This is a genomic window from Actinomycetota bacterium (assembly GCA_019347575.1).
Lineage (GTDB): Bacteria > Actinomycetota > Nitriliruptoria > Nitriliruptorales > Nitriliruptoraceae > JAHWKY01.
Genome location: JAHWKY010000026.1, coordinates 44,628 through 70,219 on the forward strand (window position 1 = coordinate 44,628; position 25,592 = coordinate 70,219).

The 25,592-nt window shown below is 72.0% G+C and carries 21 protein-coding genes and 1 riboswitch; of the genes, 9 read left to right on the forward strand and 12 right to left on the reverse strand.

Translation table 11 applies throughout. The features are described from left to right. Genes KY469_16210 through KY469_16225 form a run of 4 tightly spaced genes read right to left on the reverse strand, consistent with a single transcriptional unit; the run spans window position 1 to window position 6,273 of the window. On the reverse strand, window positions 1–1,659 hold the full coding sequence (locus KY469_16210; GenBank protein ID MBW3664644.1) for a hypothetical protein: 1,659 nt from the start codon (window positions 1,657–1,659) through the stop codon (window positions 1–3). Beyond that, window positions 1,656–2,795 (reverse strand): ABC transporter permease, encoded by a 1,140-nt coding sequence (locus KY469_16215; protein ID MBW3664645.1) that lies wholly within the window; start codon window positions 2,793–2,795, stop codon window positions 1,656–1,658. Before KY469_16215 ends, KY469_16210 begins: the two co-directional genes overlap by 4 nt. Beyond that, window positions 2,792–3,721, reverse strand: a complete 930-nt coding sequence (locus KY469_16220; protein MBW3664646.1) for an ABC transporter ATP-binding protein — start codon at window positions 3,719–3,721, stop codon at window positions 2,792–2,794. The genes KY469_16215 and KY469_16220 overlap by 4 nt, the downstream gene beginning before the upstream one ends. A 59-nt stretch (window positions 3,722–3,780) precedes the next feature. After that, the gene (locus KY469_16225) at window positions 3,781–6,273 is read right to left on the reverse strand and encodes a hypothetical protein (protein ID MBW3664647.1); all 2,493 of its coding nucleotides are present in this window, start codon (window positions 6,271–6,273) and stop codon (window positions 3,781–3,783) included. A gap of 169 nt (window positions 6,274–6,442) precedes the next feature. On the opposite strand from KY469_16225, the gene KY469_16230 reads away from it, so the two are divergent. The 5 genes from KY469_16230 to KY469_16250 all read left to right on the forward strand — a co-directional run bounded on the left by KY469_16230 (window position 6,443) and on the right by KY469_16250 (window position 11,718). Beyond that, window positions 6,443–7,285 (forward strand): NUDIX domain-containing protein, encoded by an 843-nt coding sequence (locus KY469_16230; protein ID MBW3664648.1) that lies wholly within the window; start codon window positions 6,443–6,445, stop codon window positions 7,283–7,285. 103 nt (window positions 7,286–7,388) lie between these two features. Next, window positions 7,389–8,222 (forward strand): MBL fold metallo-hydrolase, encoded by an 834-nt coding sequence (locus tag KY469_16235; protein MBW3664649.1) that lies wholly within the window; start codon window positions 7,389–7,391, stop codon window positions 8,220–8,222. A gap of 36 nt (window positions 8,223–8,258) precedes the next feature. Then, a complete protein-coding gene (locus tag KY469_16240) occupies window positions 8,259–9,032 on the forward strand; it encodes a hypothetical protein (protein MBW3664650.1) in 774 nt (257 codons plus the stop codon). A 2-nt stretch (window positions 9,033–9,034) separates the two neighbouring features. Continuing rightward, window positions 9,035–9,400, forward strand: a complete 366-nt coding sequence (locus KY469_16245; GenBank protein ID MBW3664651.1) for a universal stress protein — start codon at window positions 9,035–9,037, stop codon at window positions 9,398–9,400. Between the two features lie 443 nt (window positions 9,401–9,843). Beyond that, window positions 9,844–11,718 (forward strand): dynamin family protein, encoded by a 1,875-nt coding sequence (locus KY469_16250; GenBank protein ID MBW3664652.1) that lies wholly within the window; start codon window positions 9,844–9,846, stop codon window positions 11,716–11,718. Here the strand turns inward: KY469_16250 and KY469_16255 are convergent, their stop codons facing one another. After that, a complete protein-coding gene (locus KY469_16255; GenBank protein MBW3664653.1) occupies window positions 11,719–12,120 on the reverse strand; it encodes a hypothetical protein in 402 nt (133 codons plus the stop codon). 256 nt (window positions 12,121–12,376) lie between these two features. On the opposite strand from KY469_16255, the gene KY469_16260 reads away from it, so the two are divergent. Together KY469_16260 and KY469_16265 are read left to right on the forward strand one after the other, a co-directional pair. Continuing rightward, window positions 12,377–13,915, forward strand: coding sequence for a phosphoenolpyruvate carboxykinase (locus tag KY469_16260; GenBank protein ID MBW3664654.1), 1,539 nt, complete (start codon window positions 12,377–12,379; stop codon window positions 13,913–13,915). 46 nt (window positions 13,916–13,961) lie between these two features. Next, complete coding sequence (locus KY469_16265; GenBank protein MBW3664655.1) at window positions 13,962–14,381, forward strand: cyclic nucleotide-binding domain-containing protein; 420 nt, start codon at window positions 13,962–13,964, stop codon at window positions 14,379–14,381. Between the two features lie 4 nt (window positions 14,382–14,385). Here the strand turns inward: KY469_16265 and KY469_16270 are convergent, their stop codons facing one another. Both KY469_16270 and KY469_16275 read right to left on the reverse strand, forming a co-directional pair. Next, on the reverse strand, window positions 14,386–16,110 hold the full coding sequence (locus KY469_16270) for an esterase family protein (protein MBW3664656.1): 1,725 nt from the start codon (window positions 16,108–16,110) through the stop codon (window positions 14,386–14,388). A gap of 70 nt (window positions 16,111–16,180) precedes the next feature. Continuing rightward, a complete protein-coding gene (locus KY469_16275) occupies window positions 16,181–16,387 on the reverse strand; it encodes a helix-turn-helix domain-containing protein (protein ID MBW3664657.1) in 207 nt (68 codons plus the stop codon). Window positions 16,388–16,498: 111 nt separating this feature from the next. Between KY469_16275 and KY469_16280 the strand changes: the two genes are divergently transcribed. Further along, complete coding sequence (locus tag KY469_16280; protein ID MBW3664658.1) at window positions 16,499–17,245, forward strand: hypothetical protein; 747 nt, start codon at window positions 16,499–16,501, stop codon at window positions 17,243–17,245. Between the two features lies 1 nt (window position 17,246). After that, complete coding sequence (locus tag KY469_16285) at window positions 17,247–18,557, forward strand: hypothetical protein (GenBank protein ID MBW3664659.1); 1,311 nt, start codon at window positions 17,247–17,249, stop codon at window positions 18,555–18,557. Window positions 18,558–18,586: 29 nt separating this feature from the next. Here KY469_16285 and KY469_16290 read toward each other — a convergent pair whose 3' ends face one another. Genes KY469_16290 through KY469_16310 form a run of 5 tightly spaced genes read right to left on the reverse strand, consistent with a single transcriptional unit; the run spans window position 18,587 to window position 25,011 of the window. Further along, window positions 18,587–19,420 (reverse strand): ECF transporter S component, encoded by an 834-nt coding sequence (locus tag KY469_16290; protein ID MBW3664660.1) that lies wholly within the window; start codon window positions 19,418–19,420, stop codon window positions 18,587–18,589. Between the two features lie 44 nt (window positions 19,421–19,464). Beyond that, entirely contained in the window at window positions 19,465–21,087 is a 1,623-nt protein-coding gene (locus KY469_16295) for an ATP-binding cassette domain-containing protein (GenBank protein ID MBW3664661.1), read from the reverse strand. After that, entirely contained in the window at window positions 21,084–22,229 is a 1,146-nt protein-coding gene (locus KY469_16300) for an energy-coupling factor transporter transmembrane protein EcfT (protein ID MBW3664662.1), read from the reverse strand. The genes KY469_16295 and KY469_16300 overlap by 4 nt, the downstream gene beginning before the upstream one ends. Further along, on the reverse strand, window positions 22,205–23,143 hold the full coding sequence (locus tag KY469_16305) for a hypothetical protein (protein MBW3664663.1): 939 nt from the start codon (window positions 23,141–23,143) through the stop codon (window positions 22,205–22,207). The genes KY469_16300 and KY469_16305 overlap by 25 nt, the downstream gene beginning before the upstream one ends. Beyond that, a complete protein-coding gene (locus tag KY469_16310) occupies window positions 23,143–25,011 on the reverse strand; it encodes a cell wall-binding repeat-containing protein (GenBank protein MBW3664664.1) in 1,869 nt (622 codons plus the stop codon). The genes KY469_16305 and KY469_16310 overlap by 1 nt, the downstream gene beginning before the upstream one ends. Window positions 25,012–25,169: 158 nt before the next feature. Then, a riboswitch (cobalamin riboswitch) is annotated at window positions 25,170–25,247 on the reverse strand. Window positions 25,248–25,592 lie beyond the last annotated feature (345 nt).

Here is a 25,592-nt window from a genome sequence, read left to right on the forward strand (position 1 = left end):
TCAACCTCCGGTCCCGATGCGGTCGAAGTAGCCCTGGATGAGGTCGCGGAGGCGCACCGGGAACCCGGCGCGCTCGATCGCCTCGGTCGCGGCGTCGCGGTAGCGGGCGAGCACATCCAGGTAGGGCACCAGCGCCTCGTTGCGCACGCCCTCGCCCTCGCCCCGCCCGACCGTGGCCTGCTCGCCCTGCCCCGAGTCGCGCCCGCCGAGGTGGATGTCGTCCCCGTCCGGGCCCGCCAGCTGCGGCGGATCGAAGACCGTCGCGAGGTCGGGCTGTGTCTCGGCACCGGCGGCGTTGCCCGGGCCCTCTCCCGGCGTCGCGTCGCCCTGTCCCTGCGTCCCGGTCGGGTTGCCACCCCCACCGGTGTTCCCCTGCGCCTGTCCCTGGCCCTGTCCTTGCCCTTGGCCCTGGCCTTGGCCCTGCCCTTGTCCTTGTCCTTGGCCTTGTCCTTGTCCTTGGCCTTGCCCTTGTCCTTGTCCTTGGCCTTGCCCTTGTCCTTGTCCTTGGCCTTGCCCCTGGCCTTGCCCCTGGCCTTGGCCCTGGCCTTGTCCTTGGCCCCCGCCCGCCGCCGGGTTGCGCAGGCGCTGCAGCGCCCCGCTGACCGCGCCCTCGGCCTGCGCCGTGGCGCCCTGCGCGTCGAGGTGGTCGAGCGCCGAACCGACCGCTTCGGATGCCTCGGCCAGCGCCCCGGCGGCCTCACCGGCCTGCCCGCTGGCCAGCGCGTCGGCAGCCTGACCCAGCGCCGCAGCGACCTCGGGCTGTCCCGACGCGAGCGACTCCGCCAGTTCCGCGAGCCGCTCCGCGGTGGCGGCGGCCTCCTCGTCGGACAGCTGCTCAGCCTGGCGCGCCAGATCCTCGAGCTGCGACCGGACCGTGTCGCCGGCTCCCAGTGGCGAGCGAGCGAGATCGCGCGCGAGTCCGGTCAAGGCGGTGCGCTGGGACGCCAGGTCACGGTCGAGCTGCTCCGCGAGCTCCGCCCGCGAACGCGCGAGCGCTTCCAGCGCCTGTTCCAGCTCACCGCTCTCGAGCCGCTCGGCGAGCTGCTCCAGCTCGGCAGCGAGCGCGTCGCGCTCGGGATCGCCGGGGCGCGCGAGTTCCGCTGCCTCCTCACGGAGTTGCTCCGCCTCGTCGTCGAGGAGCTGCTCGACGGCGGCACGCTCGGCCCGTACCTCGTCCATCGGGTTGGGCGCCGCGACCAGGGCGACGGCGGCCAGGATCGCGACGGCGCCGAGGGCGTGGAGCCTGCCGGGGCGGCGCAACCCGTCGGGCCACGACTCCACCGACCCGGCCGCAGCCTCGGCCGCGGCGATCTGCGGCAGCGCGAGCTGTGACCGGCTCTCGCGCTCGCGTAGCTCCACGGCGGTGGCGTACCGGTCGTGTGTCCCCAGCCAGCGGTCGGCTGCCCAGGCCGCCCACACCGACGGGATGCGGACGCTCGCGGCGACCGCGAGGGTGAGAGCGACGGCCGTGCCGAGCAGCGCCACCAGGACCACGTCCGCGTCGGGCAGCAGCCACAGCCGTGAGGCGATGCCCCAGACGACGCCGACGGCGCCCGCCGCGATGAGTGCATGCGCGCCCGCCGCGATGGCGCGGTTGGCGCGCATGCGCCGACGCGCACGGGTCACGAGCCGGTCGAGGTTGGGGGTCGGCCCAGTCACCTCACAACCTCCTCGTCGTCACCGGCCGCCGTCGCGGGCGGCGGGTCAACGGTCAGGTCGGGCAGCGGCTCGATCAGGGTGCCGTTGGCGCCCTTCACGCGTCGGCGGTACCGGGGCGGGACCCGGTCGGGGCGCAGGCGTCGCGCCGCCACCACGAAGCCCACGAGGCCCAGTCCGGCGTAGATAGCCAGCACCCGCCACCACACGTCCTCGGGCTCCTCGTCGAAGCCGACGAAGTCGGGACCGACGAAGCCCTGCTCCTCGAAGATCCGCTCCTCGAAGAACGCCGGCGCGTCGAGGAACTCACCCTCGACGAACCCGCCCTCGAGCATCACGTGTTCCATCCCTCCATCTCCGAACGGCAGCTGCGATGCGAACGGCGACAGCAGCGTCGGCAGCTCGCGGCCGACGTACAGCTGCCGCGCTGCGCCGGCCGCGTCTGCCACGCCGTAGAAGGGGTTGAGGTGCAGCGACATCGATGTGCTGCCGGTGAAGTTGAGCTCACGCACCGACGTCTCGATCAGGTGGCCGAAGCCCGTCCCGATGGTCAGGAACAGCACCAGGCCGTAGGTCGTGACGACCGCCGCCGACGTGCGGCGTGCGAACGACGAGATCCCGAGGCTGATCGCGGCCAGGGAGATCGCGATGACGATCAGCGCGAGTGCGCCCTTCGCGAGGTCACCGGCCGAGACCCCGCCGAGGAAGAACGTGGCCGCCCCGAACGGCAGCGCGGCGACCACGAGCAGCAGCAGCCAGGCGACCGACGCCCCGAGCTTGCCCAACGCGATCGACCACGGCCGCACCAGGGTCACCTGCAGCAGCGACAGCGTCCGGCGCTCACGTTCCCCGGCGATCTGGGCCGCCGCGTACCCCGGAGCGATGAACAGCACGAGCAGGAGCACGAACCCCAGGAGGTTGTCGAACAGGAAGCGCCCGAGCGACGGACTCAGTGCGAAGTCCTCGAACCCGGCGAAGCGCGCGTGCTGCTCGATGTCGTGGTTCGCCCACCACCACAGCAACTGCATGAGCAGCGCCAGTGTGGTGACGTAGGCGGTCAGGACCACGAAGGTGCGGCGGCCGCGCCAGCGCTCCAGCAGCTCACGACGCAGGACCGGGTTCACCGCCAGGGCCTTCATCGCACGATCCCTTCCGTGACCGACAGGAACAGGTGCTCGAGGCCGCCCCGCGCCTCCCGGAAGTCCACGACCCGGATCCCGTCGGTGACGAGATCCGCCAGCAGGTCGGCGACCGCCTCCTCGCTCCCGGCGAGTTCGGTGTTGATGCGGTTGCCGGTGATCGCGATCGCTGTGCCACCGTGGCGTCCGATCGTCGCCACGGCGCGCTCGACGGTCGCCTCGTCCCCCAGGATGCGGATCGAGATCGTGATCGCCGATGCCAGCGTGGCCCGGATCGCGTCGGGGGTGCCCTGGGCCAGGACCTTGCCCGCCTCGATGATGCCGACCTGGTCGCACAGCTCCTCGAGCTCCGCCAGGATGTGCGAGCTCACCAGGATCGTGCGTGACTGCCGGCTCAGCTCGAGCAGGATCTCGCGCAGCTCCACCCGGGCCCGCGGATCGAGACCCGACGCGGGCTCGTCGAGGACCAGCACCTCCGGGTCATGCACCAGCGCCCGGGCCAGCGACAGCCGCTGCTGCATGCCGCGCGACAGCCCCGACACGTCGGTGTCGCGCTTGTGGCTCAGCTCGACGAGTTCGAGCAGGTCGCCGACCTGCCGGCGCCGCTCGGGCCCGGACAGGTGGTAGGCGCTGGCGAAGAAGTCGAGGTACTCGGCGCACGTGAGCCCGTCGTAGGTGCCGAAGAAGTCGGGCATGTAGCCCACGCGACGGCGCACCTCGCGTTGATCGGTGGTCGGATCGAACCCGCAGACCTCGATCGAGCCGCCGTCCGGGGTCAGGAGCGTGACGATCGCGAGCATGGTCGTGGTCTTGCCCGCCCCGTTGGGCCCGATCAGACCGAACACCGCCCCGCTGGGGACGTCGAGGTCGAGCGCGTCGACCGCCCGGAGATGCCCGTAGCGCTTCACGAGACCCCGGACCGTGATCGCCGCGTCACCGAGGACGACCTCGGACGCCGACGTGTCGGGCGGTACTGCGGTCGCGGTCACGTCATCGCCCTCTGTCGCAGGGTCAGGCCTCGTCCCGAGAAGTCGAACGGGAAGAACTCGCCCTCGACGCGGATGTAGACGTCACCGAGCGGCAGGAGGTAGGGCTCCGCCGGGGCGGTCACCTCGCCGTTACGCTCCTCCCGGAACGCCTCGTCGAAGGGGCGCCACTCACCGGCCACGTGGTCCCACACCGACAGGCGGACCTGTCCGCCGGGGAAGGGGAAGTCGGGCGGGGGTGGAGGCATCGGTTCGGACTGGACGATCGCGCTGCACTCGACGACGTCCCCGTCGGAGGTGCAGATCTCGAAGACCTCACCATCGAAGCTGCACTCCGCGTTGGGGGGACAGTCGGGAAGGGGTGGGGCTGGGATCGCTTGGGGTAGGGGTGGTAGACCCGCCCCGCCGGGGCAGACGGTGATCCCGTCCTGGTCGAAGCAGTCGCCCGGCACGGCCACCGGGCCACCGGGCTCGAGCAGGTGACCCGCCTGCGCCCCGAGCGTCGCCACGAGCGTGTCGCCGTCGGTCTGAGGCAGCCGGAAGCGCAACAGCACCTGTCCCGAACCCTCGACCGCCAGCGGCCCAGGACGCCAGAGGTCGCCGAACCCGCGGCTGGTGAGCACCGCGCGGGGCGTCAGCGCGGGGCTCGCGACGCCATCCGCTGATGGGGTGATGCCGACCGCCACGAAGGTACCGAGGTCGCGGGCCGGGCGGCCGTCGACCTCGACCGCGCCGGTCGCGTCCTCCTCGGTGGCGTAGGCGCCAGTCACGAACACCGCCCCAGGGCTCCCGTCGAGGATCGAGTTCCGGAGCAGGGCTGCGAACGCGCCCGGCGGTGTGGGCTGGCCGTTGGCCTTGCGCAGTCCCTGGAACGGATCGAGGTAGGGGTCGACCGTACCGAGCCGCTCGGGCAGCGCGACGGTGCCGCTCGTGCGCTCGCCCGGTCCGATGTCGTCGAGGCGCACGGCGCGGGTGGCCAGTCGGATCCGGGCGTCCTGCAGGACGGCGTCGCCGAGGTTGGTGACCTCGACGGTGAGCTCGTCGCCATCGACCTCGGCGACCACGTCGAGGGGAGGCGCTTGCGCCGTCGGTCGCCACGCCACCACCGAACCGACCTGCAGCGACTCGAGCGGCAACTCGACCTCGACCCGGTCGGAGCCCCGGGAGAGGTGCGCGGGTCCCGAGAACGATTGGGGGATCACGTCCCAGTCGGTCCCAGGCAGCACCACCTGGTGCTCGCCGGGGGTCGGGGCGCGGACGACCGCGGTCACGAGCTCCGCACCGCTCCCGTCGAGCCACCAGCTCGTCGCTCCCTGCAGCCCGACCGGCGGTTGGGAGCCGGTCGCGGCCAGGAAGCCGCCTCCAGCGAACAACAGCGTGATGACCGGCACCGTCCCCCAGGCGAGCTCGGGGCGACGCAGTCGTCTGAGGATCAGGCCGTTCGCGGGACCCACGAGCAGCACGTAGCCGACCAGGAAGGCCGTCAGCCACGGTAGCGACGGCACGTCGAGGCCCTGGCTGCCGACCGCCTCGGTCGCGATGCCGGTGACCGAGTGGTTGTCGTCGAAGTTCGGAGGACGCTCCACCGACCCGACGGACTTGGGGGCGAGCTGGCTCCACAGTCCGGCGTCGGTGCCGAGGGGCGGCTCGCCGAGCACGGCGGCGGTCACGGTGACCCGGCCGCGTCCGGCGATCGTCGCCGCCGCGATGACCGCGTCGTCACGTTCGATCGTGCGTGCACCCTCGGCAGGCACGAGCGCCGGAGCCTCACCGGCTGGCTCGACCGCCGTCGCGGGACTCCAGGGCAGGCCGAGATCGACGGGCCCGGGAGTCGTCGTCGACACGACGAGGTCGAGCCCGGACGTGACGGCCGTGGCCAGGTCGGTGCGACCCTCGTCCGGCAGCGCCACGAGCTGGTCGGCGGTGATGATCAGGGTCGACAGTGACTGCATCGAACGCGGAGACACCTCGAGCCAGGCGGGATCGACTGGGACGAGCAGCGCGGTCTCCTGCGTCGCGGCGAACTGGATCGTCGGGGCGGTGGCCGGCACCTCTCCCACGACCCCGACGGCGTACGAGGAGGTCATCAGCCGCAGCGTCACGGCCCGCTCCAGCGGGTCGCGACCGTCCTCGCTCACCCGCACCCGGATGCGCTCGGTCGGTGCGATCAGGAAGCGGAACACCTGTTCCGAGCCGGCCGGGACCTCGACTTCGCGTTCCTCGACCATCTCGGCGACGGACAGGTGGGCGCCGATGGAGATCGTGCCGGCGAAGACGCGGGTCGGGGCGAGCCGCACGGTAACCGGTACCCAGCCGAAGCCGTGGTCGTCCGAGAACCCGGCTCGGACCTCGAGCCCGAGTTCCTCGGCGGTGAGCGCAGCGTCGGCTTCCCCGGCTCCTGCCGGTGTCGCGGTGAGAGCCAAGGTGAGCAACAGCGACCAGGCCAGGAGGGACACGAACGCGAACGCGCCGACACCCCGCCGTCGTCGCACGATCTCCACCCTTCCGCGCCTGCTGTTGACTCACCTCGTCAGACGCGCCCCGCTCCCGTGAGGTTCCGGACCGCCCCCGCCGGGTTCGGCGGGCCGCAGTATCCCCCTCTACGGTGCTCGGCGCACGCCGTTCGCCCTCCGTGACGCACGAGCGGCGCGGGAGGTTGCAGTGGCGGAACGCATCGGCGTCGGCGAGATCACCGGCGAGGAGGTACCCGCCACGCCGTCGGCCACGGTGATGCTGCTGCGGGGCGGCGATGAGCGGCTCGAGGTGCTGATGCTCGAGCGCCACCTCGACAGCGACTTCGCGGGCGGGGCGTACGCCTTCCCGGGCGGGAAGGTCGACGACACCGACCGCTCGCTGGACGCGGGGCGCTGGTCCGGCCCCGAGGCATCGGAGCTGGCACGGGAGCTGTCCTGTGACGCCCCAGCCGACGCACTCGGTCTCCACGTCGCCGCGGTCCGCGAGACGTTCGAGGAGGCCGGGGTGCTGCTGGCCACCTCCCCCGACGGTCCGGTCGACGCCGCGCTGCTCGCGACCGAGACGTACGTCGAGGCGCGGCGACGGCTGAACGTGCGCGGCGAGCCGTGGGACTGGCGGCCCTGGCTCGCGGCCGAGGGGTTGGCGCTCGATCTCAGCGCGCTCGCGCTCTTCTCGTGGTGGGCCACACCTGCTGGCGTGCACCGGCGCTTCGACACGCGCTTCTTCCTCGCCCAGCTACCGGACGAGCAGGCCGAGGTGGCCGCGCACAACCACGTCGAGACCACCGGTTCGCGCTGGATCGCGCCGAGTGAGGCCCTCGCGCAGGCCGAGCGGGGCGCGGTCACGATCGTCTACCCGACCCGCAAGAACCTCGCGGCCCTGTCTGCCTACCCCACCGCTGCCACCGCGTTCGCGGCCGCTGCGGCGCGCGAGACTGACCGCCGCCGCGTCCAACCTCGCATCATCCGCGGCCCCGAGGGCGAGCTGCTCGTCCAGCACCCCCACGGCGGCCCCCCCGAACCCGGCTGAGCCGAGAGGTGCATACGCTCGGAGCGTGACCGCCGATCCGCTGGCCGCGCTCGAGCCGCCCGCCGACCCACGCGCGACGTGGGACCTTCCTCCGTTCGGCACGATGCCGACCACGGTGGAGCTCGACCCTCGGGTGACCCGCGTGCTCGCCCCGAACGCCTCGCCGATGACCTTGGATGGGACCAACACCTACCTCGTCGGCGAACCGAGGGCGGGGGTGGTGTTGCTGGTCGATCCGGGTCCTGAGGACCCCGAGCACCTCGCTGCGGTCGAAGCGGCGATCGCTGAGCTCGACGCCGAGGTCGCCTTGATCCTGGTGACCCACCACCACCGCGATCACGCCGAGGCAGCCCTCGCCTGGGCGTCTCGGTTCGGGTGTCGCGTGGCGGCAGCACGCCCCGATGTGGCCGGCCCCGATGGTCTCGTGCTCGGTGCCGAGGACCTCGTCGCGATGCCGGGTTCGGGCGCGACCGTGGCGGTCGTGGCGACCCCGGGACACTCGGCGGATCACCTCGCGTTCCGGCTGCCGCACGGTCCTCTCCTTACGGGCGACCACATCCTCGGCCGCGGGACCTCGGTCGTCGCCTACCCCGACGGGGACCTCGGGGCCTACCTCGAGTCGCTGCGACGCGTGCTCGGTGTCGGCCCGGATGCGCTCTACCCCGGCCACGGGCCCGAGCTGGTCGCCGGCGATGCCACCGAGGTCATCGCCTACTACCGCGCCCACCGTGAGTTCCGGATGCGCCAGATCATCGCCGTGCTCGCGCGTGCCCCGCACACTCCACGAGAGCTCGTGGCCCGGATCTACGCCGATGTCGACCGCGGTCTGTGGGACGCGGCGGAGCTGTCGACCCGGGCGGCTGTGGAGGAGCTGCAGCGTCAGGGCGTCGTAGCCCTGGAGGAGGACATCGCGCGGCTGGTCGACGCAGGTGGCTGAGCCGACCCCTGGCAAGATGCCGCGACGGAGGACGTGATGAGACGGACGATCGGGACGTGCGCGCTGATGGCCGTGCTGGCCGTGGCGTGCGGCGGCGACGACGCCGCACCGGAGCCGACCGCCCGCCCGAGCCTGACGGCTGTGCCGGTCGACCCGCCATCGCCTCCGGCGACGCCGAGCACACCGTTGCCCGCACCGTCCCCGTCACCTTCCCCGTTGGAGGAGGTGTCGCCGACTCCCCACGATCCCACGGACACCGATCGCGCGCGCTTCATCCAGGGGCACCACCCCGACGGTGCCGGCGACCTCGAGCACGTGGCGATCGACGTCGATGGCGACGCCGTGGAGGAGATCGTGTTCGTCTACGTCCAGACCGCGGCCTCGGTCTCGAGGGTCGAGGTCGCCTGGTGGGCGGGCGCCGAGTACCGCATCGAGTGGACCGGCGACGGCGGGGCGGCCGACCGGGTCGACAACCTGTCGGTCCGCGACGTGAACGCCGACGGCCGTACCGAGATCGCCGTGTCGCAGTCGGTGGGTGCATCCGGCCAGTCGCTGACGCTGTGGCGGGCGGCGGACGGTGCCCGACGCTTCGACCCCTTGACCGCCCAGGGCGGCTGCCACGCGGGGTCCCACACCTACGGGGTCGTCGGGGCGCAACTGGAGGACACCGACGGCGACGGGTCGGCGGAGGTCCACGCCACCTGTGACGACAGCCCGCTCCCGGTCGCCGCGTGGACGACGGACGTCTACGTCTGGCGCGACGACGCCTACCGCTTCGACCGCACCCGCTTCCCCGGCGACAGCCCGTGAGCATCTACCGCGACATCGTGGTGGGGACCGACGGTTCAGTGACCGCGTCGGAGGCCGTGCGACGGGCGGTCGAGCTGGGTCGGGCCACGGGCGCCACCGTGCACGTCGTCTACATCGGGGCGCCGGACCGATCCGAGAACATCCTGCGCCAGGCCGTCGAGCCCTACCCCGACGACGACGTGCGCACCCTGCACCGCGAGGGCGACCCCGCGGAGATGCTCGTGAAGGCGGCGACTGACCTCGGCGCCGGCTGCATCGTGGTGGGCAACCGGGGCATGCGGGGCGCGCGGCGGTTCGTGCTCGGATCGGTGCCCAACACCGTCAGCCACACCGCCCCGTGCGACGTGCTGATAGCCGCCACCACCTGATCCGAACCGCAGCGTGTGCATCTGGACCCGGAGGGCGGGTCTGGTTGCACCCACTGGGTTCGCGACAGCCGCAGCGTGTGCATCTGGACCCGGAGGGCGGGTCTGGTTGCACCCACTGGGCCAAAACCGCGGAACCCCTCCCGGAGGAGGGGTTCCGCGTGGTGGTTCCCTACGGAGCGGGAGAGGGGATGGGGAGAGACCCGCTCCGTTGGTTATCCACCCGCCAGCGTGACCTGAGGGGAGAGTCACACCGGCATCTCTACACACGAGACTGTACCGACCCACCGGGCGACCCCCCAGCCACGGAAGGACCAATTCGTCTAGTCCTTCCGAGTCACCCGGCCGCGACGTCGGCCCCTCGTCGGTAGCCAGTGTCAAGGTGGGTACGGTTCGTGCCGAACGGATGGACAGGGCCGTGTGCAGGCACGCCCGGAGGAGCCTCGATGGCCGAGTTCCTGGACAGCTTCGACGTCGAACGCGGGTCGCTCCTGCAAGCGCTGCGTCACTTCGAGGAGGTCTGGGACCGTTTCCTCGAGCGACGGGCGCTCGAGATCGAGGGCCAGTCGGTCTCCGACAGCCTCGTCACCAACGAGCTGATGCTCATCCGCAACGACCTCGAGGCCACGTCGTTCACCGTCGGCGTGTTCGGACTCATCAAGCGCGGCAAGTCCACCCTGATGAACGCGCTGGTCGGCCGTCAGGTCAGCGAGATGCACGTGACACCCGAGACCGCGGTGCCGGTCTACTGCAGCTACGGCGAGACGCCGGAGGCGGAGGTTCACTTCGCCGACAGCAGCGTCCGGCACGTGGCGGTCGAGGATGTCGCCGAGTACACGAGCCAGAAGTCCAACGCGAACAACCAGCTCGGCGTCACCTACGTCCACCAGCGCGTCCCCGTCGGGTTCCTGCGCAACGGGACCCGGCTGATCGACACGCCCGGGCTCGATGACGCACACGCCGACGAGGTCTACACCGAGCGCACGATGCAGGAGCTGGACATCTGCGACGCCGGGGTCGTGGTGTTCCTCAGCCCTCCCAACGTCAGCGCGACCGAGATGCGCTTCCTCGAGCACATCGTCGCCCGCAACCTCAAGAAGACCTTCCTCGTGTGCAACATGTACCCCCAGCACTTCTACGACGTCGAGACGCGCAACGCGGTGCTCGAGTACGCGGGGCGCAAGATCGTGGAGGCCACCCGCCGCGCAGGCGGAACCGGCGAGGTCCGCGTCTACCCCGTCTGTGCCCTCGAGGCCTGGAACGCCCAGCTCGAGGACGACATCGACAAGTGGAAGCGGTCCGGTGCGGACCGGCTCATGCGCGAGCTCGAGCTGTACCTGACCGAGGTCGCCGGCGCGGACGTGCTCGCGGATACGGCTCGGCGCATCGTCGAACTGACGAAGATGGCGAAGAGCGACGTGCAGGTACGTCTGCGGTTGCTCGACGATCCCGCGCAGCTCGCACAACGACGGGTGCAGCTCGACGGGAACGTCAGGGAGCTCGAGGCCGAGTACGACCGCGTCGTCAACTCGGCGATGACCGAGCTCGGTCCCCTGAAGATGCGAATCCGCGGGATGCTGCTGCAGCCGTTCTCGCGCGCCAAGGGTGCCGTCAGCCGGATGCAGGAGGTCGAGGAGCTCGAGCGCTTCGCGGGCAAGTTCCGCCGCGAGATCGAGGTCGCCGGCGAGGTGGCGTCCCGCAACCTCGCGGATGGTTTCCGCACGATCGCCGATCGTGTCCGTGCCGCGCTCGAGGCGCAGTTCCACGCGGTCATGAGCGACTTCTCCCCCAACATCCCCGAGGTCAACCTCGGGCGGGGCGCGCTGCTGGTCGCTCCCGAGCACCTGCAGGAGCTCGCCCGCGCGGAGGACCGCAAGAAGCAGACCGCGATGGCCGGCGCGGCGGGCGGCGCGTTGACCGGCGGCGGCATGGCCATGCTCGCCATCGGTGGGCTGCTGGGTCCGCTGGGGTTGCTCGGCGGGGCGCTCGTCGGCTGGAAGCTGTCGGGGATGCTCGGCGGCTCGGGGATCGAACGCATGCGCGAGGGCATGATCCAGCGGCTGGACGAGATCGCCGACCAGCTCGCTCGCGACTTCGACGCGCAGGTGGACGCGGGCATCGAGACCCTCCGTCGTGCCGCTGCTCGCCGACGCCAGATGTTCGCCGAGGACCTCTACACGCAGTTCGATCTGGTCGAGAGCCTGGCCAACGATCCCGCCCTGCTCGACAGCTACCGCCTCGACGGCCAGCGCTTCATCGCCGCGTTCGACGGCTGCGCCGAACGTGCCCGGCAGGCCGTCAGGGTCACGGTCGCGGCCTGATCAGGTTCGCCGGGTGCGCTTCACCCCTGCTTCCTGCAGCACCGACGCCGGGACTCCGATCTCGCGCCACGCCGGGTAGCTGATCCCTTTGCGCTCGCCGTACTCGGCGGCGACCTTGACGAACTCCTTCTCGAGTTCGTCGACCGCGGGCTTGTCCTCGATGTCGGTCAGACGTTCCTGGACATCCATACGCTTCTGGACCAGCTCGAGCCTCTTGGCGGGATCGTCCTCCGCGCCGATCTGTCCTTCGAGGTCACTCAGCCGTTTCGACAGGGCCTTCTTGTCCGGCTTCGGACCGCGCTTCTTGGTCCGATCGAGCGCTTCGAGGTAATCGCGCACGGCGCGGGCCTGCTTGCGGCCTTTCGCCAGTGCCTGCTTGTGGGCTTTCGACATCGCTGGCAAGGTTCGCCTCCCGGGTTCGCGCCCGTCTCGTCCGGCCCTATTGTGCCGGTCTCAGCGCGAGTCTCTTCCCCCGTTACCAGGCGTTAGCGAACCAGTCACCGCTCGGCCGGTCAAACCTCCGCGCGGGGACGCGGGGCACTCTGCGAACGACCGCGGTCGGTTCCTGCCGCCCAACCGGCCGCTGATAGGCTCCCAGGTCCAGGGCCGCCGTGGCGAAGCGGCAGCATCCCCGTTCGGATCACAGGAGATCGCAGCCGTGGCGTTCCAGCTCCCCGAGGCCCGGTCCGTCGAGGTCAACCCCACGCAGGAGCAGATGCGTGCGTGGGTGCTCGAGCACATGCCACGGGTGACCGAGACCCAGTTCGGCAACCTCAACTACCAGGCCGACGTCACGGCTCGACTCAAGCGCTCAACGTTCTTCGTGGCCGACGAGGAGATCCATCAGCAGCGCATGTCGCGCTCCGAGGCCGACGGTTGGGCGGCCAAGCAGGACGCCTACATCGCCGACCAGGACATGATCCTGATCGAGGGTTACATCGGCCCTGACCCCGACTTCCGCACCGCGTCGCAGCTGTACATCGAGAAGACCCAGGCCAACATCCCCGCGATGCAGCAGCAGCTGTACTTCCCCCGCGAGGACGGTTTCGAGGCCGAGTTCTCGGTCATCTACACCCCGGGCTTGATGGCGCCGGGTGTGCCCGACGACCGGCTCATCATCGTCGACCTCGACAACTACGTGACGCGCGTCTTCGGCTCCGACTACTTCGGTGAGTCCAAGATGGGCGGACTGAGGATGTGGAACAAGCTGGTCTACGACCGTGGCGGGCTCGCCATGCACGCCGGGTGCAAGACGTTCCCAGCCGCGAACACCCCCGACGGCGAGGAGAAGCTCGCGCTGATCATCGGGCTGTCGGGCACCGGGAAGACGACGACGACGTTCCGCCAGCAGCTCGGTTCGCTGCCCGTGCAGGACGACTTCATCGCGCTCCTCCCGGGTGGCGAGGTCCGCACCACGGAGGACGGCTGCTTCGCCAAGACCTACGGCCTCGATCCCGACGACGAGCCGACGATCTACGGTGGCACGACCGACCCCCGCGCCTGGCTCGAGAACGTCGGAGTCACCGAGGACGGCAAGGTCGACTTCTTCGACACCGTTCACACCGCCAACGGAAGATCGACCTTCCCGCTCGAGATCATCCGTCACCGCTCTCCGCGCGATCTGCCCAACGCCGACGTGCTGCTCATCCTCAACCGCAACGAGAACATCATCCCCGCGGTCGCCAAGCTCAAGCGCGAGCAAGCCGCCGCGTTCTTCATGCTCGGCGAGACGAAGGGGACCTCCGCGGGTGGCGCAGCCGAGGCCGGCAAGAACCTGCGAGTGCCAGGGACCAACCCGTTCTTCTTCAGCAACGACGCGTGGCAGGCCAACCGACTGCTCGAACTGCTCGACACGATGCCCGACCTCGAGGTGTTCCTGATGAACACGGGGCGCGTCGGCGGCCCCGACGACGAGGACCGCTCGAAGAAGGTCCGCATCCCGCACAGTTCGGCCATCGTGCAGGGCGTCATCGCACGCTCCATCGAGTGGGAAGAGGACCCCGACTTCGGCTACTACGTCGCCACGTCGGTCGCTGGGATCGACGACGACGAGCTGTTGCAGCCGCGCAAGCTCTACGAGCGTCAGGGGCGGCAGGACGAGTACCGCGAGCGGGTCGAGACGCTGAAGGCGGAGCGCATCGAGTACCTCAAGGGCTTCGATCAGCTCGACCCCAGCATCCTCAACGCCATCGCGTAGTCCTAGTGGACTGCTAGCGTCGCGCGGACCGACCGGGGGGACCGGTGTGAAGCGCGGCCAGCGGGAGCAGATCGAGAAGCTGCGAGAGGTCGACCTCTTCGCGTCGTGCAGCGACGACGAGCTCGCGCGCATCGATCACCTCATCACCCAGATCGAGGTCGAGCAGGGCCGCGCCCTGACCCGTGAGGGCGAGCAGGGGCGGGAGTTCGTCATCGTCGTCGAGGGGACCGCCGGCGTCTTCAAGGGCGACGAGCAGGTCGCCGAGGTCGGTCCCGGCTCGTTCCTGGGCGAGATCGGTCTGCTGTTCGACGTGCCGCGCACGGCGACCGTCAAGGCGCTGACCCCGATGACCATCGACGTGCTCAACCTGCGCGAGTTCCGCGACATGCTCGAGACGTCCCCGGATCTGCGCGCGAGCATCGAGGACGCCGCCCGCACCCGCTTCGGTGAGATCAGCCCGACCTAGGCCATCACGGCTCTGTGTCGGGTGTTCTCCCGGAGAACCGGGAGTAACCACTACCCAAGGCCATGAGGATGGCGAGCGCGGCCAGCGCCACGCCCGCCCCTCCGCCGGTGGTCGGCAGCGTCGCGCCCGGAGCCGACGTGTCGGGGGCCGGGGCGGCTGGGTCGTCGGGCGCAACGGGCAGCGGGTCGAGCTCCACCGTGACGGTACGCGCGGCGAGGTCGATGCCGGTGGGCAGCACCAGCGCCCCGCTCGGGCCGAGGTCGACGTCGAACGTGCGCGCCCCGTCGAGCCCGGTCGCGCACGACGACGGCACGGTGACGGTGATCGTTCCGGTGCCGGTGAGCGTCAGCGCCTGGCACGACACCTCGGTCAGGTCGAGGAACTGCGGGTCGTTGCGGTCGGTGATGTCGAAGCGCCAGCCCCAGACCTCGAAAGACGCTTCGATCGAGCGGTGGTCGAAGGTGGTCGCCAGCGGGGGCGGATCGCCGTCGGGATGCAAGCGCGCAGCCTGCGCCTCGAGGTGCTCACGGAGCCAGGGGTTCCAGTACACGCCGCTGTGCAGTCCGGGGTGGATCTCGAACGTGCGCGTGACCCCGGCCGCTTCGAAGGCTCGGTCCTGCTCCAGGTTCATCGGCAGGACGATGGACTCGAACGCCTGCGCCCCGAAGTAGCCGGGCGGGTCGGCGAGGTCCTCGCCGCGCCGGGGCACGGCATCGTTGACGAACGATCGCAGGTGCAGGGCCGGGACACCGTCGGCGGCGAACGCCCGCCCGTTACGAGCGAGGTCCACGGGCATGTTGCCGCGGTAGTAGGGCTGGTCCGCTACCGGGTCGCCCAGCGCGGTGAACGCCACCGCGAACCCCTGCGCCGGTCCGGGCGGCAGCGGCGCCCCGCCGAGCAGACCCGGCAGCACCGTGCCGCCCTCGGTCGGAAGCGGCAGGCTCAGCGGCTCGCCCGGCGGTGGGGCGAACAGGAAGTTCATCGCACCCGATACCGATCCGATCGTGGCGAACGCATCCGGTTGGCGCAGCCCCTGCAGGTACGCCCCGTAGCCCCCGAGCGAGACCCCGGAGATCCCGCGCCAGCCGCGTTCGCCGCGTGCGGCGCGTGTGGGGAACGTCGCGTCCACGAAGGGGATCAGCTCGTCGAGAAGCAGCGCTCCGAACCGCGGCGGTGGGGTGTCGTAGGACTGCGCCTCACCGCCCGAGGCGTAGCGCGGGTTCCAGTCGGTCCAGAACGAATCGAGGTGCGCGTCCGGCCCGTGACCGCCGGGCACGGTGCGACCGTGCGGGGCGACGAGGATGATCTCGAGCGGCGGGGCGGGGACCCAGCCGGCCGGGTCGTGGTAGCTCCAGGGGTCGTCGACCTCGCCCGGATCGACCGGCGGCGCGGAGGTGAGGGCGGCGACCCAGGCGGTCGGGGCGTCGGCGCTCCCCAGCATCGAGGTGTAGGTCCCCGAGAAGCCGTGCAGCAGGTAGAGCACGGGGCAGGGCTCGTCCTCGGTGCAGGCCGCGGGGAGGTGGTAGCTGACTGGGACCCGTCCACCCACCGCTGCGCTGTCGATGACCAGGCAAGCGACCGTGTCGGTGGCGAGGTCCTCGACGTCGCCGATGGCGTCAGCCGCGACGCACTCGGGGGGCGGCCACGGCTCCTGCGCGGCGGCCGACGCGCCACCCAGCACGACGCCCACGAGCACCGCGATGGACACCACCCCGACAGCGGCGCGCACGGCGTCCCCTCACTCCGAACCCCAGGAACGTAGCGAGGTCCCGAACGGTGCGGATGCGCCGTCGCTCGGATCAGTCCGGGTAGAGGTGGGCGAGGCTGCCGGGCGCGATGCGGGACGAGTCCAGGAACGCTTCGACGTCCTCCTCCTTGATGCGGATGACGCGCCCGATCTTGTACCCCGTCAGCGCGCCCTCGTCGATGAGCCGGTAGAGGGTGCGGGTGTTGATGCCCAGCCGCCGCGCCGCCTCGTTCGTGCTCAGCCAGCCGTCACCCGCCACAGGTCCCTCCATCCCGTTGCATCTCACGCTACCACGTGCTAGACCACATCGCCACGACGCGCTGCGTGGCCGGTCGGCTACCGTCGCCGTCGCGACGGGGGAGGGGAGCACGTGGCCGATCTGGGGACCACGACCACCGCGGGCCGCGACGCCGCGATGCCCCGCCCCGACCCCTCCCGCGACGATCGCACCGTCCGTCCCCGCCGTGGTCTGCCCGGTGGCCGCGCCGTCGTCGGCGGCTTCCTCGTCGCCGCCGCAGCCGTGGGCACGTTCGCGGCGTACACCGGAGCCACCGCCGAGCCCGGTACCCGCTACGTGGTCGCGGCGCGCGACCTGCCGGTGGGCACGCGCCTGCAGGCGGGCGACCTGACCACGGTCGCCATCGACCTCCCCGACGCGCAGGCCGACCGAGCGGTGCCCGAGGAGCGCTCGGACGAGCTCGTCGACCTGGTCACCCTCGGACCCCTCGGCGCGGGGGACATCGTCAACCGCACCGACGTCGTGCAGCTCACGAGTGACAGCGGCCACCAGACCATCTCGTTCGCGGTGCCTCGCAGCCGCGCCCTGATGGGAGCGATCCGACCGGGTGAGACCGTCGACGTCGTGGCCACCTACCGAGGCGACGCGGGCGGCTCGTTCTCGGCGTACGTCGTGCGGGGCGCGCGGGTCGTGGCGGTCGAGGGTGGCAGCGGCACGTTCGGCGAGGACGGTCTCGTCTTCACGGTGGCGGTCACCAGCGCCGATCAGGTTCTCGCCATCGCCAACGCCGTCGACGCCGCCGAGGTGTTCGTGACCCGTCCCGCACGGGAGGGGGACGCGGCCGCAACGCCGCCACCGTTCCGACCCGAGGCGCCCTGAGGTGACGGCCCCGCGGGAACGCTACGTCGTCCTGGGTCTGAGCCGACCTCGTGCAGGGTGGTTCCGTGACCTCGCCCAGTGGGCGACGGCGGGCGCCATCCCGGCCGAGTTCCTCAAGTGCGTGTCGGCACACGAGCTGCGCACCCGCCTCGACGGGGGACGCGCCTACTCGGCCGTGCTCGTGGACGGTGACCTACCCGCTGTGGACCGTGACCTGCTCGCAGCTGCACGCGACCACGGCTGTCCCGTGATCGTGGTCGCCGATGATGACCGTGGACGGGACTGGTACGAGCTGGGCGCCGTCAGCGTGCTGCCCTCGACGTTCGGTCGCGACGAGCTGCTCGAGGTGCTCGCGGCTCACGCGACGCCGGTTGGCGGCGCAGCCGCGACCCGGGACGCAGCGACCGACGTGGTCGCAGCGAGCGACCCCGGCACGGTCGTCGCCGTGACCGGTCCCGGCGGGACCGGGGCGTCGACCGTCGCTATCGCACTGGCCCAGGGGTTGGCGTCCGTGGCGCAGGACGGCTCGGTGCTCCTGGCCGACCTGTGCCGGCACGGGGAGCAGGCGATGCTGCACGACGCTCGCGACATCGTCCCGGGCGTGCAGGAGCTGGTCGAGGTGCACCGCGGACGCACCCCCCGGCCCGACAGCGTCCTCGACGTCACCTACGACGTGCCCGCGCGCGGGTACCGGCTGCTGCTCGGTCTGCGTCGTGCGCGCTTCTGGTCGGCGCTGCGTCCACGGTCCTTCGAAGCCGCGCTGGCATCGCTCCAGCGGATCTTCGGGGTGCTCGTGTGCGACATCGATGCCGACCTCGAGGGTGAGGCCGACAGCGGCTCGATCGACGTGCAGGAGCGCAACCTCATGAGCCGCACGGTGGTCGCCCACGCGGACGTCGTCGTGGTGGTGGGGGCGCCGGGGATGAAGGGCAGCTACAGCCTCGTGAGGGTGATCGGCGACGTACTCGACGCCGGCGTCCCCGACGACCGCGTCCTGCCGGTCGTCGTCCCCGGTCCGCGGCATCCCCGCGTGCGCGCCGAGGTCGCGGCCACGGTCGCCGAGCTCGTACGTCCCGTCGGGGGCGAGCGGCTGCCCTCGCCCCTCTTCCTGCCGCGCCGCCGTGTCGATGCGGCCCTGCGCGATGGCGTGCCGCTGCCCGAACCCCTGCCGCGGCTGCTGGTCGACGCTCACCGCGCCGTGCTCGCGAGAGCGGGTCGGCGCGCGGCGGCCACCGCCACCGAGGCCGGCGAGCGCATCGTCCCCGGCAGCCTCGGCCTCGCCGGATCCGAGGGCAGCGGCGAGGTCGCGTGACGCTGGGCGTAGAGAACTGCGCTCACTCGCTACGCCAGAGGTGTGAACCGGGCGCGACGGGCGACACGCCGGAGGGCTGACAGGATCGCCGGACCTGTGAGCACCACCGCGACGGCGGTCGTCAGTGCGCGCCCCGTGTCCCAGCCGGCGGCCGACGTGCCGATCGTGAACAGCACGAACCGGTGCAGGTTCTCCAGCACCGGTGCGCCGGCCACGAACGACAGCTCGGTCTGCGGGCCGATCGCGAACGGCCAGAAAGACAGGTTGAGCAGCGCCCCGTAGGCGTAGGCCGCGAGCGCGCCGTAAGCGGCCAGCAGCGTTAGCTCGCCCTTGCCTCCGCTGCTGCGTGAGCGGCCCGGCAGCACCCCGGCGCCGGCGCCGACCCACGCCGCCGCCATCATCTGGAAGGGCAGCCACGGCCCGACGCCGGCGGTGATGAGGGCGGACGCGAACATCGTGGTCGCCCCGAGCGCGAACCCGAACCCGGGTCCGAACACCCGCCCCGCGAGCACGAGCAGGAAGAAGATCGTCTCGATGCCGGCGGTGCCGGCCCCGAGTGGCCGCAGCGCCGCGCCGATCGCCGACAACACGCCCAGCATCGCCAGCGCCTTGGTGTCGATGGCGCCGTCCACCAGTTCGGCGACCACGATGGCGACGACGAGAGGCAGGATCAGGACGAACGCGAGCGGCGCCGTGGGACTGTGGCTCGACGCCGTCGCCGACGGCGCCATCAGCAGCGGCCAGGTGAACATCGCCAACCCGGCGACGGACGCGATGAGCAACACCGTGCCCGACCGCCACCCGATCGGCACCGGACGGGCGAGGAGCGGACGTGGGGCGCTCTGCACGGCCGGCGCGCTCATGGTGCCACCTTGGCGCGGGGCGTCCGGCAGCTCGGCCGGGGCGGTCACGGTGCCACCTCCGCGCGCGTCTCGGGCAGAGCGGCGGCGACCTCCGCCACCGTCAACCACGGGTCGGGCGCCAGGATCTTGGCGACCTGCGGGGCGAACGCCGGCGACGCGGCGAGCACGTCCACCGCGGGGCCGTCCGCGACGAGCTCGCCCTCGGCCATGACGACAACCCGGTCGGCCACGGTCGCGACGAACTCGACGTCGTGGGTGGCCACCACGACGCAGCGGCCAGCGTCGACGAGATCCGCGATCATCGCGGCGAGGTGTCCCTTGGCGCCGTAGTCCAGACCGCGGGTGGGCTCGTCGAGGAGCAGCACCGGAGGGGCCGCGGTGAGTTGGATGGCCAGGACGAGCGCGAGGCGTTGGCCCTCCGACAGGTCACGAGGGTGGCGATCGTGCGGGACACCGGGTAGCAGCCGATCCAGCAGCGCGCGGCACGTGCCGCTCGCGGCCCGCGATTCGTCGTCCGCCTGCGCGCACTCATCTGCCGCCGACGACAGGTAGAACAGGTCGGAGGCCTGCTGAGGCACGAGTCCCACCAGACGGCGGGCATCGGAGGCAGCCTGGTCACGGGGGTCGTGGCCTCCGGCGTCGACCGTCCCGGCATCGCGGCGCCCCGACCCCTGCAGGCTCCACAGCAGCGACGACTTGCCCGATCCGTTCCTCCCCATCAGGGCGGTGACCTCGCCGGCGTGGAGGTCGAGGTCGATGCCGCGGACCGCGATGGTGTCGCCGTAGCGGACACTGATCCCCCGCGCGGACAGGATGCTGCTGCGAGCTGCGGCGTCGCGTCGGGGCGGCGGGGCGGCAGCGAGCTCGGCGCGCAGCGCGTCCGCGCGTCGGCGCGCATCTCGGACCGACAGCGGCAGCGGCGACCACCCGGCGAGCCGGCCGAGCTCGACCACGGGCGGGGCCACGGCCGCGGTGGCGAGCACCGTCGCTGGATCGCCGTAGCGGATGCTGCCGTCGCCCGGCACCTCGAGGATGTGATCGGCGTACTGCACGATGCGTTCGAGGCGGTGCTCGGCGACGAGCGCGGTCATCCCGAGGTCGTGCACGAGACGGGTGAGCGTGGCGAGCACGTCCTCGGCCGCGGTGGGATCGAGCGCGGACGTGGGTTCGTCGAGGACGAGAACACGCGGGTGCGCCGTCAGGACTGCCCCGATCGCGACCCGCTGCTGCTCGCCGCCCGACAGGGTCGCGAGCTGACGCTCGCGCAGGTCGGCCAGACCGAGCAGGTCGAGCGTCTCCTCGACACGCTTGCGCATCACCGCGGCGGGGAGGCCGAGCTGCTCCATGCCGTAGGCGAGTTCGTCCTCGACCGTGTCGGTCACGAAGCCAGCGAGCGGATCCTGGCCGACCACCCCGACGAGGTCGGCGAACTCGCGGGGCGGACGGCTGGCCGTGTCACGCCCCGCCACCGTCACGCGTCCGTCGAGCCGACCGCCGGTGAAACGTGGGACGAGGCCGTTGACCGCACCGAGCAGGGTGGACTTGCCCACGCCGGTCGGTCCCGCGACCACGCACAGGTCGCCCTCGGGCACGGCGAAGCTCACGTCGGCGAGGACGGCGGCGGTGGCACCCTCGTAGGTGAAGCTGACCTGATCGAAGCGGATCATCCCACCTCCTCCGCGACGGCACGCGGCGGGGGCGGGGCGAGCAGAGCGGGGGCGACGCCGGCGACGATCGCGACCGTGGGCAGCAGCCGCAAGGTCGGCCAGGCGAGGTCGGTCACGGACGGGTTCAGCGCGGCGGCGTCGACCGCACCGATCTGGAACAGCACCACCGCGCTGACCAGGCCGCTGGTGACCACGCCCCACTCGATCGCGGTCCAGCCCACCGGTCGGTGCACCGTCCGGCTGACGTTGCGTCCACCGAGGAGGAAGCCGCCCACCGCGACCGCCGTGCCGGCCAGGAACAGGGGCAGGCCCAGCGTCGGCGGGGCGGTGCCGTCGAGCACTCCGTACAGACCGACGCACACCCCGAGGAGCCCGCCGATGACGAGCACGCCCGTCAGAAGACGTTCGCCGCGCGGGGCGGAACCGGTGCGGCCGTAGCCGCGTGAGTCCATCGCGGCGGCGAGGGCGATGGCGCGGTCAAGCGCGTCCTCGAGCACGGGCACCAGGATCGCGCGCAGCGCCCGCAGTCCCCGGGGCGGGGTACCGCGGAGGCGACGCGCACGACGGACGCGGGCGACCGACGCGACCAGCTGCGGGGCGACGGTCAGTGCCACCACGATGCTGGTACCGACCTCGTACAGCGCCCCGGGCACCGACTTCAGCAGCCGGCGTGGGTGGGCCAGGACCTGCGCGGCGCCGAGACAGACGAGCATGGTCGCGAGCCGCAACCCGTCGTACACCGCCGCGGCGACGCCCTCGGCTGTGACCGCACCGCCGAGCTCGATGCTCGCGGCGGCATCCGGCAGCGTGATCCGCGGCAACGTGAAGAGCACCGTCCCCCCCGATCCACCTCCCAGCAGCATCCGGAACACGACCCGGACGCCGATGACGACGAGGGCGAGCAGCAGGTAGGCGCGGAAGCCCTGCGCCCACGGGGCGTCGGTGCGGCGGTGCACCACCACGGTCGCCACCACCGCCAGGATCGTCCCCAGCAGCAGCGGGTCGGTCGTGCGGCTCGCGGTGGTCGCGAGCGCGAGCGCCCACAGCCACCACGCTCCGGGGTGGAGCTGTCCCGGGAGACGGTGGCGGAACGCCGTGCGGGTCGCGGTGACGGTGCTCACGGCGACGACCTCCGTCGCCACGCCGTGACGGCGGCCGCGCCTCCGAGGGCGACGATGAGCGCGACCCCGACGATGGTGCCGACCGGCGAGCTGTCGTCGCCGTCGGCGCTCGCGATGCGCAGCAGCTCGCTCGACTGGACCGGCACCGGCGTCGGAGTGGGGGTCGCGGTGCGCGTGGACCGGGGCGATCGGTGGGGCGAGGGTGCGACGGCCGCGTTCGGGGCGGGGGTCGTCGGAGCGGCGCCGGTGGGTGACGCGCTCGGCTCGGTCGTGGCTTCGTCTACCGCGGACCCAGCCGGGGGCGCTGGCGGCGGCGGTGGCGGTGGTTGCGTAGCCGGCTCCTCGGGCGGCGGTGGCGGTGGCGCAGCGGGCGCCTCGCTGGTCGCTGGCGGGTCGGACTCGGGGGATGGTGCCGGCGTCGGTGATGGCGGAGCGGAGTAGGTGGTGGGAGCCGTGCGTGGCGGCGCCTGCGTACCGGTCGAGAACGACCAGCCCTCGGAGCTCCCCGGCGGAGGCGTGCGGCTCGAGGGACCTCGCTGTGCGTAGTTCCAGCCGGTGCCGTGCTCGGCGTGCCAGTACGACCAGTAGGCGTCGGCGGGCGGGGCGTTCTGGCACGGCTCGTCGGCGGGGCGGCCCTCGATGCGGCACACCATCCCCGGGAAGCGCACGGTCGTGTCGTAGTCGATCGCCGCGACGCGCAGCGCGTCCAGCCCGTCCTCGACCGGCCCGCGGGCGCAGCGCACGATCGTCGCCCCGCCGAGGTCGCGGAAGTCGACGACGACCGTGACGCCGTCAACATCGGGGCACGCCCCGTCGGCCGCCAGCGCCTCGGCCCTCGGCGCGGCCGCACCGGTGGCGACCCCCGCCACGACCACGGCGAGCGCTATCGCAACCCCGAGGGAACCGCGGGGCGCTCGCCGTCGCGGCGTCCGCATCAGCATCCGGTGCCGGCCAAGCGCTCGGCGACGGTCGCGGCAGCTGCGTCGCTCACGGCGTCGGCACCGCCCCAGATCGCGGCGCCTCGCACGTCGCCACCGATCTCGCACAGGTACGACGCGGTCGCGTCGGGCACCTCGTCGACCGCGGTGAGCAGCACGGGAGCGCCCAGCAGCGCCGCCTGGATCGACCCGGCCAGAGCGTCCGCGAACAGGTCCCGGCGTGCCACTCCGACGTAGGCGGGACCGGCGAAGAACCGCTCGCCGACCGCGACCGCGGTCGCGTCGCGATCCTCACCGAACACGTCCTCGGCCTGAGGGTAGGCGCGAGCGGCGGGGCCGCCGACGGCGACGAGCTCGGCGTCCGGGTGCTCGTCGAGGTACGCGCTCACGGACGGGTGTGGCGAGGAGCCCGCCGTCAGCAGGACCGCGCCCGCGTTCGCCCCGGCCGCAGCCCCCGCCGCCATCGCGTCGGGGAAGTCGGCGCCGGTCGCCAGCAGCAGCAACTGCGGGTCGTCGAGGTACTCCGCGACCACCACCGATGTCTCCCAGCGGTGCGCACCGCCCAGGCGCACGACGATGTAGCCCGCAGCCTTCAACGCGTTGGCGACGTCCTCGGACAGCGCTTCCTCTCGACCCAGCAGGTGCACCGTGCTGCCCTCGGGGAGCAGCCGCTGGATCTCGGCGAGGACGTCGTCGTGGAGCGCCGATGTGGGGTTCAGCAGCAGTGGACCGTCGAGGATGGTGGCGACCGGTGCCCCGACCAGGGCGTCGGCGAAGTCGTCGTCGCGGGCGAGCACGACCGTCCCGGCCTGACGCGGGAAGCTGCGCTGGCTGATCGCGATGGCGGTGTCGATGCGGCCCGGACCCCAGAGGCGCTCGATGCCGTCGGGTGTCGGGATGCGCGGGCCGGTGATCAACGTCTCGAACGACTCGCTCGCCAGCACGGGTAGCGCCTGCGCCGTAGCGATCGGGTCGCTGTCCTCGCCGGGCGAGATCGGCAGCCCGCCGTCCTCGTTCTGGATCGCGACGAGGAAGTCCTGCGTCACCTCGACGTCCTCGTCGGCGGTCAACAGCGCCATGCCCGCGTAGCCGGTGCTGTTGGTGTTCTGCGGCTCGCCCCAGGCCCCCTCGTCGTCCCGTGTCCCGACCAGGTAGTCCGCGGCGTCCGCGGCAGCGTCCCGCTGGTTGGTCATGATCAGGGCCTGCAGCGCGACGGCGGTCGCGTCCACCTGGCTCTCGCAGGGGTCGCTGTCCCACGTCTCGGGGAAGCCGCCGTCGGCGCACTGGGCTGAGACGAGCGCCGCGATCGCCGCATCGCTGGCCCCGGTGCCTTCGGCCGCGAGGAACAGCAGCCCGAACGACTGCCCGAAGATGTTGGCGAAGTTGCCGAAGCTGCTGCGGTCCTCGTAGCGCCCCGACTCGGCCTCGAGCGACTGGAGCGTCTCGACGAGATCGGTGCCGCCAACGTCGTGGGGGTCCATACCAGCGATGGTCACGAGCAGCCCGAGCTTCGCGGTAGCCCCGACGTAGGCCGCGTCCTCCTGGTCGAACGGTTGGCCGTGGACGTAGGCGTCGACCGATTCCTCGCTGGTCAGGAAGGCGAGGACGTCGGTGAGCGTGGCGCCCTCGAACCCCGCCGCGAGCAGTGCGTAGGCGACGTCGGCCGTCGGCCCGTACTGCGGCCCGAACTCGCCCTCGAGGTGATCGCCGTCGGTGAGCTGGGCGGTGAGGTAGCTGGAGGCGGCCTCGACGACCGTCGCATCAGGCCCGACGGCGTGGACGGGAGTGGCGATCAGAGCGGTGGCGGCGACGGCGAACGCGGTCGCGAGGATGGAGAGGCGCGAGCGCCTCGGTGAGCGTATCATCTGGGTGCCTTCGTGAGCGGGCCCCGTGACGGGCCCGGACCCAGATGTCCCCCCAGATACGGACGGACCCCCGCGTGATGCCGGGGGTCCGGGAACAGGTGCTTCCGGACTCCGCCCCGTAGACCTCGACGGTGCGATGGAGCCGCTCGTTCCCGCTCGGTGCTCCGGCTCGCAGGGACGACGGGTCGCCCACTGCCTACGGTTGCGGGTCAGCGCCGGACTTCGACCGGCTTCCCCGACCAGGAACGCAATGGCGTGTCTTCAGTTGTGCGGGCGAGGCTAGCACCCGGGGGCACGACCGATCCCGCCGATGACGGGAGCACCTGTCCGCGGATGTGGGGACGGGTGCGCCGGTCGATCAGTGGCCGGGGGGGTGACCGACGTCGGCGGGGCGGATGCCGGCGGCGTGTTGGTTCGTCGTCGGGATACGCGCCCCGTCGGCGTCGGTCGTTCGCTGTGCAGTTGTCATGGATCGGGATGGCCCTGGCTTCAGCCGTCGCGGTCAAGGTCTGGCTGTTGCTGTGTCGTGTGCGGGTGTGCTTGGTCGGCCCTCGCCGGTGGCGGGGGCGGGCGGGTCAGGG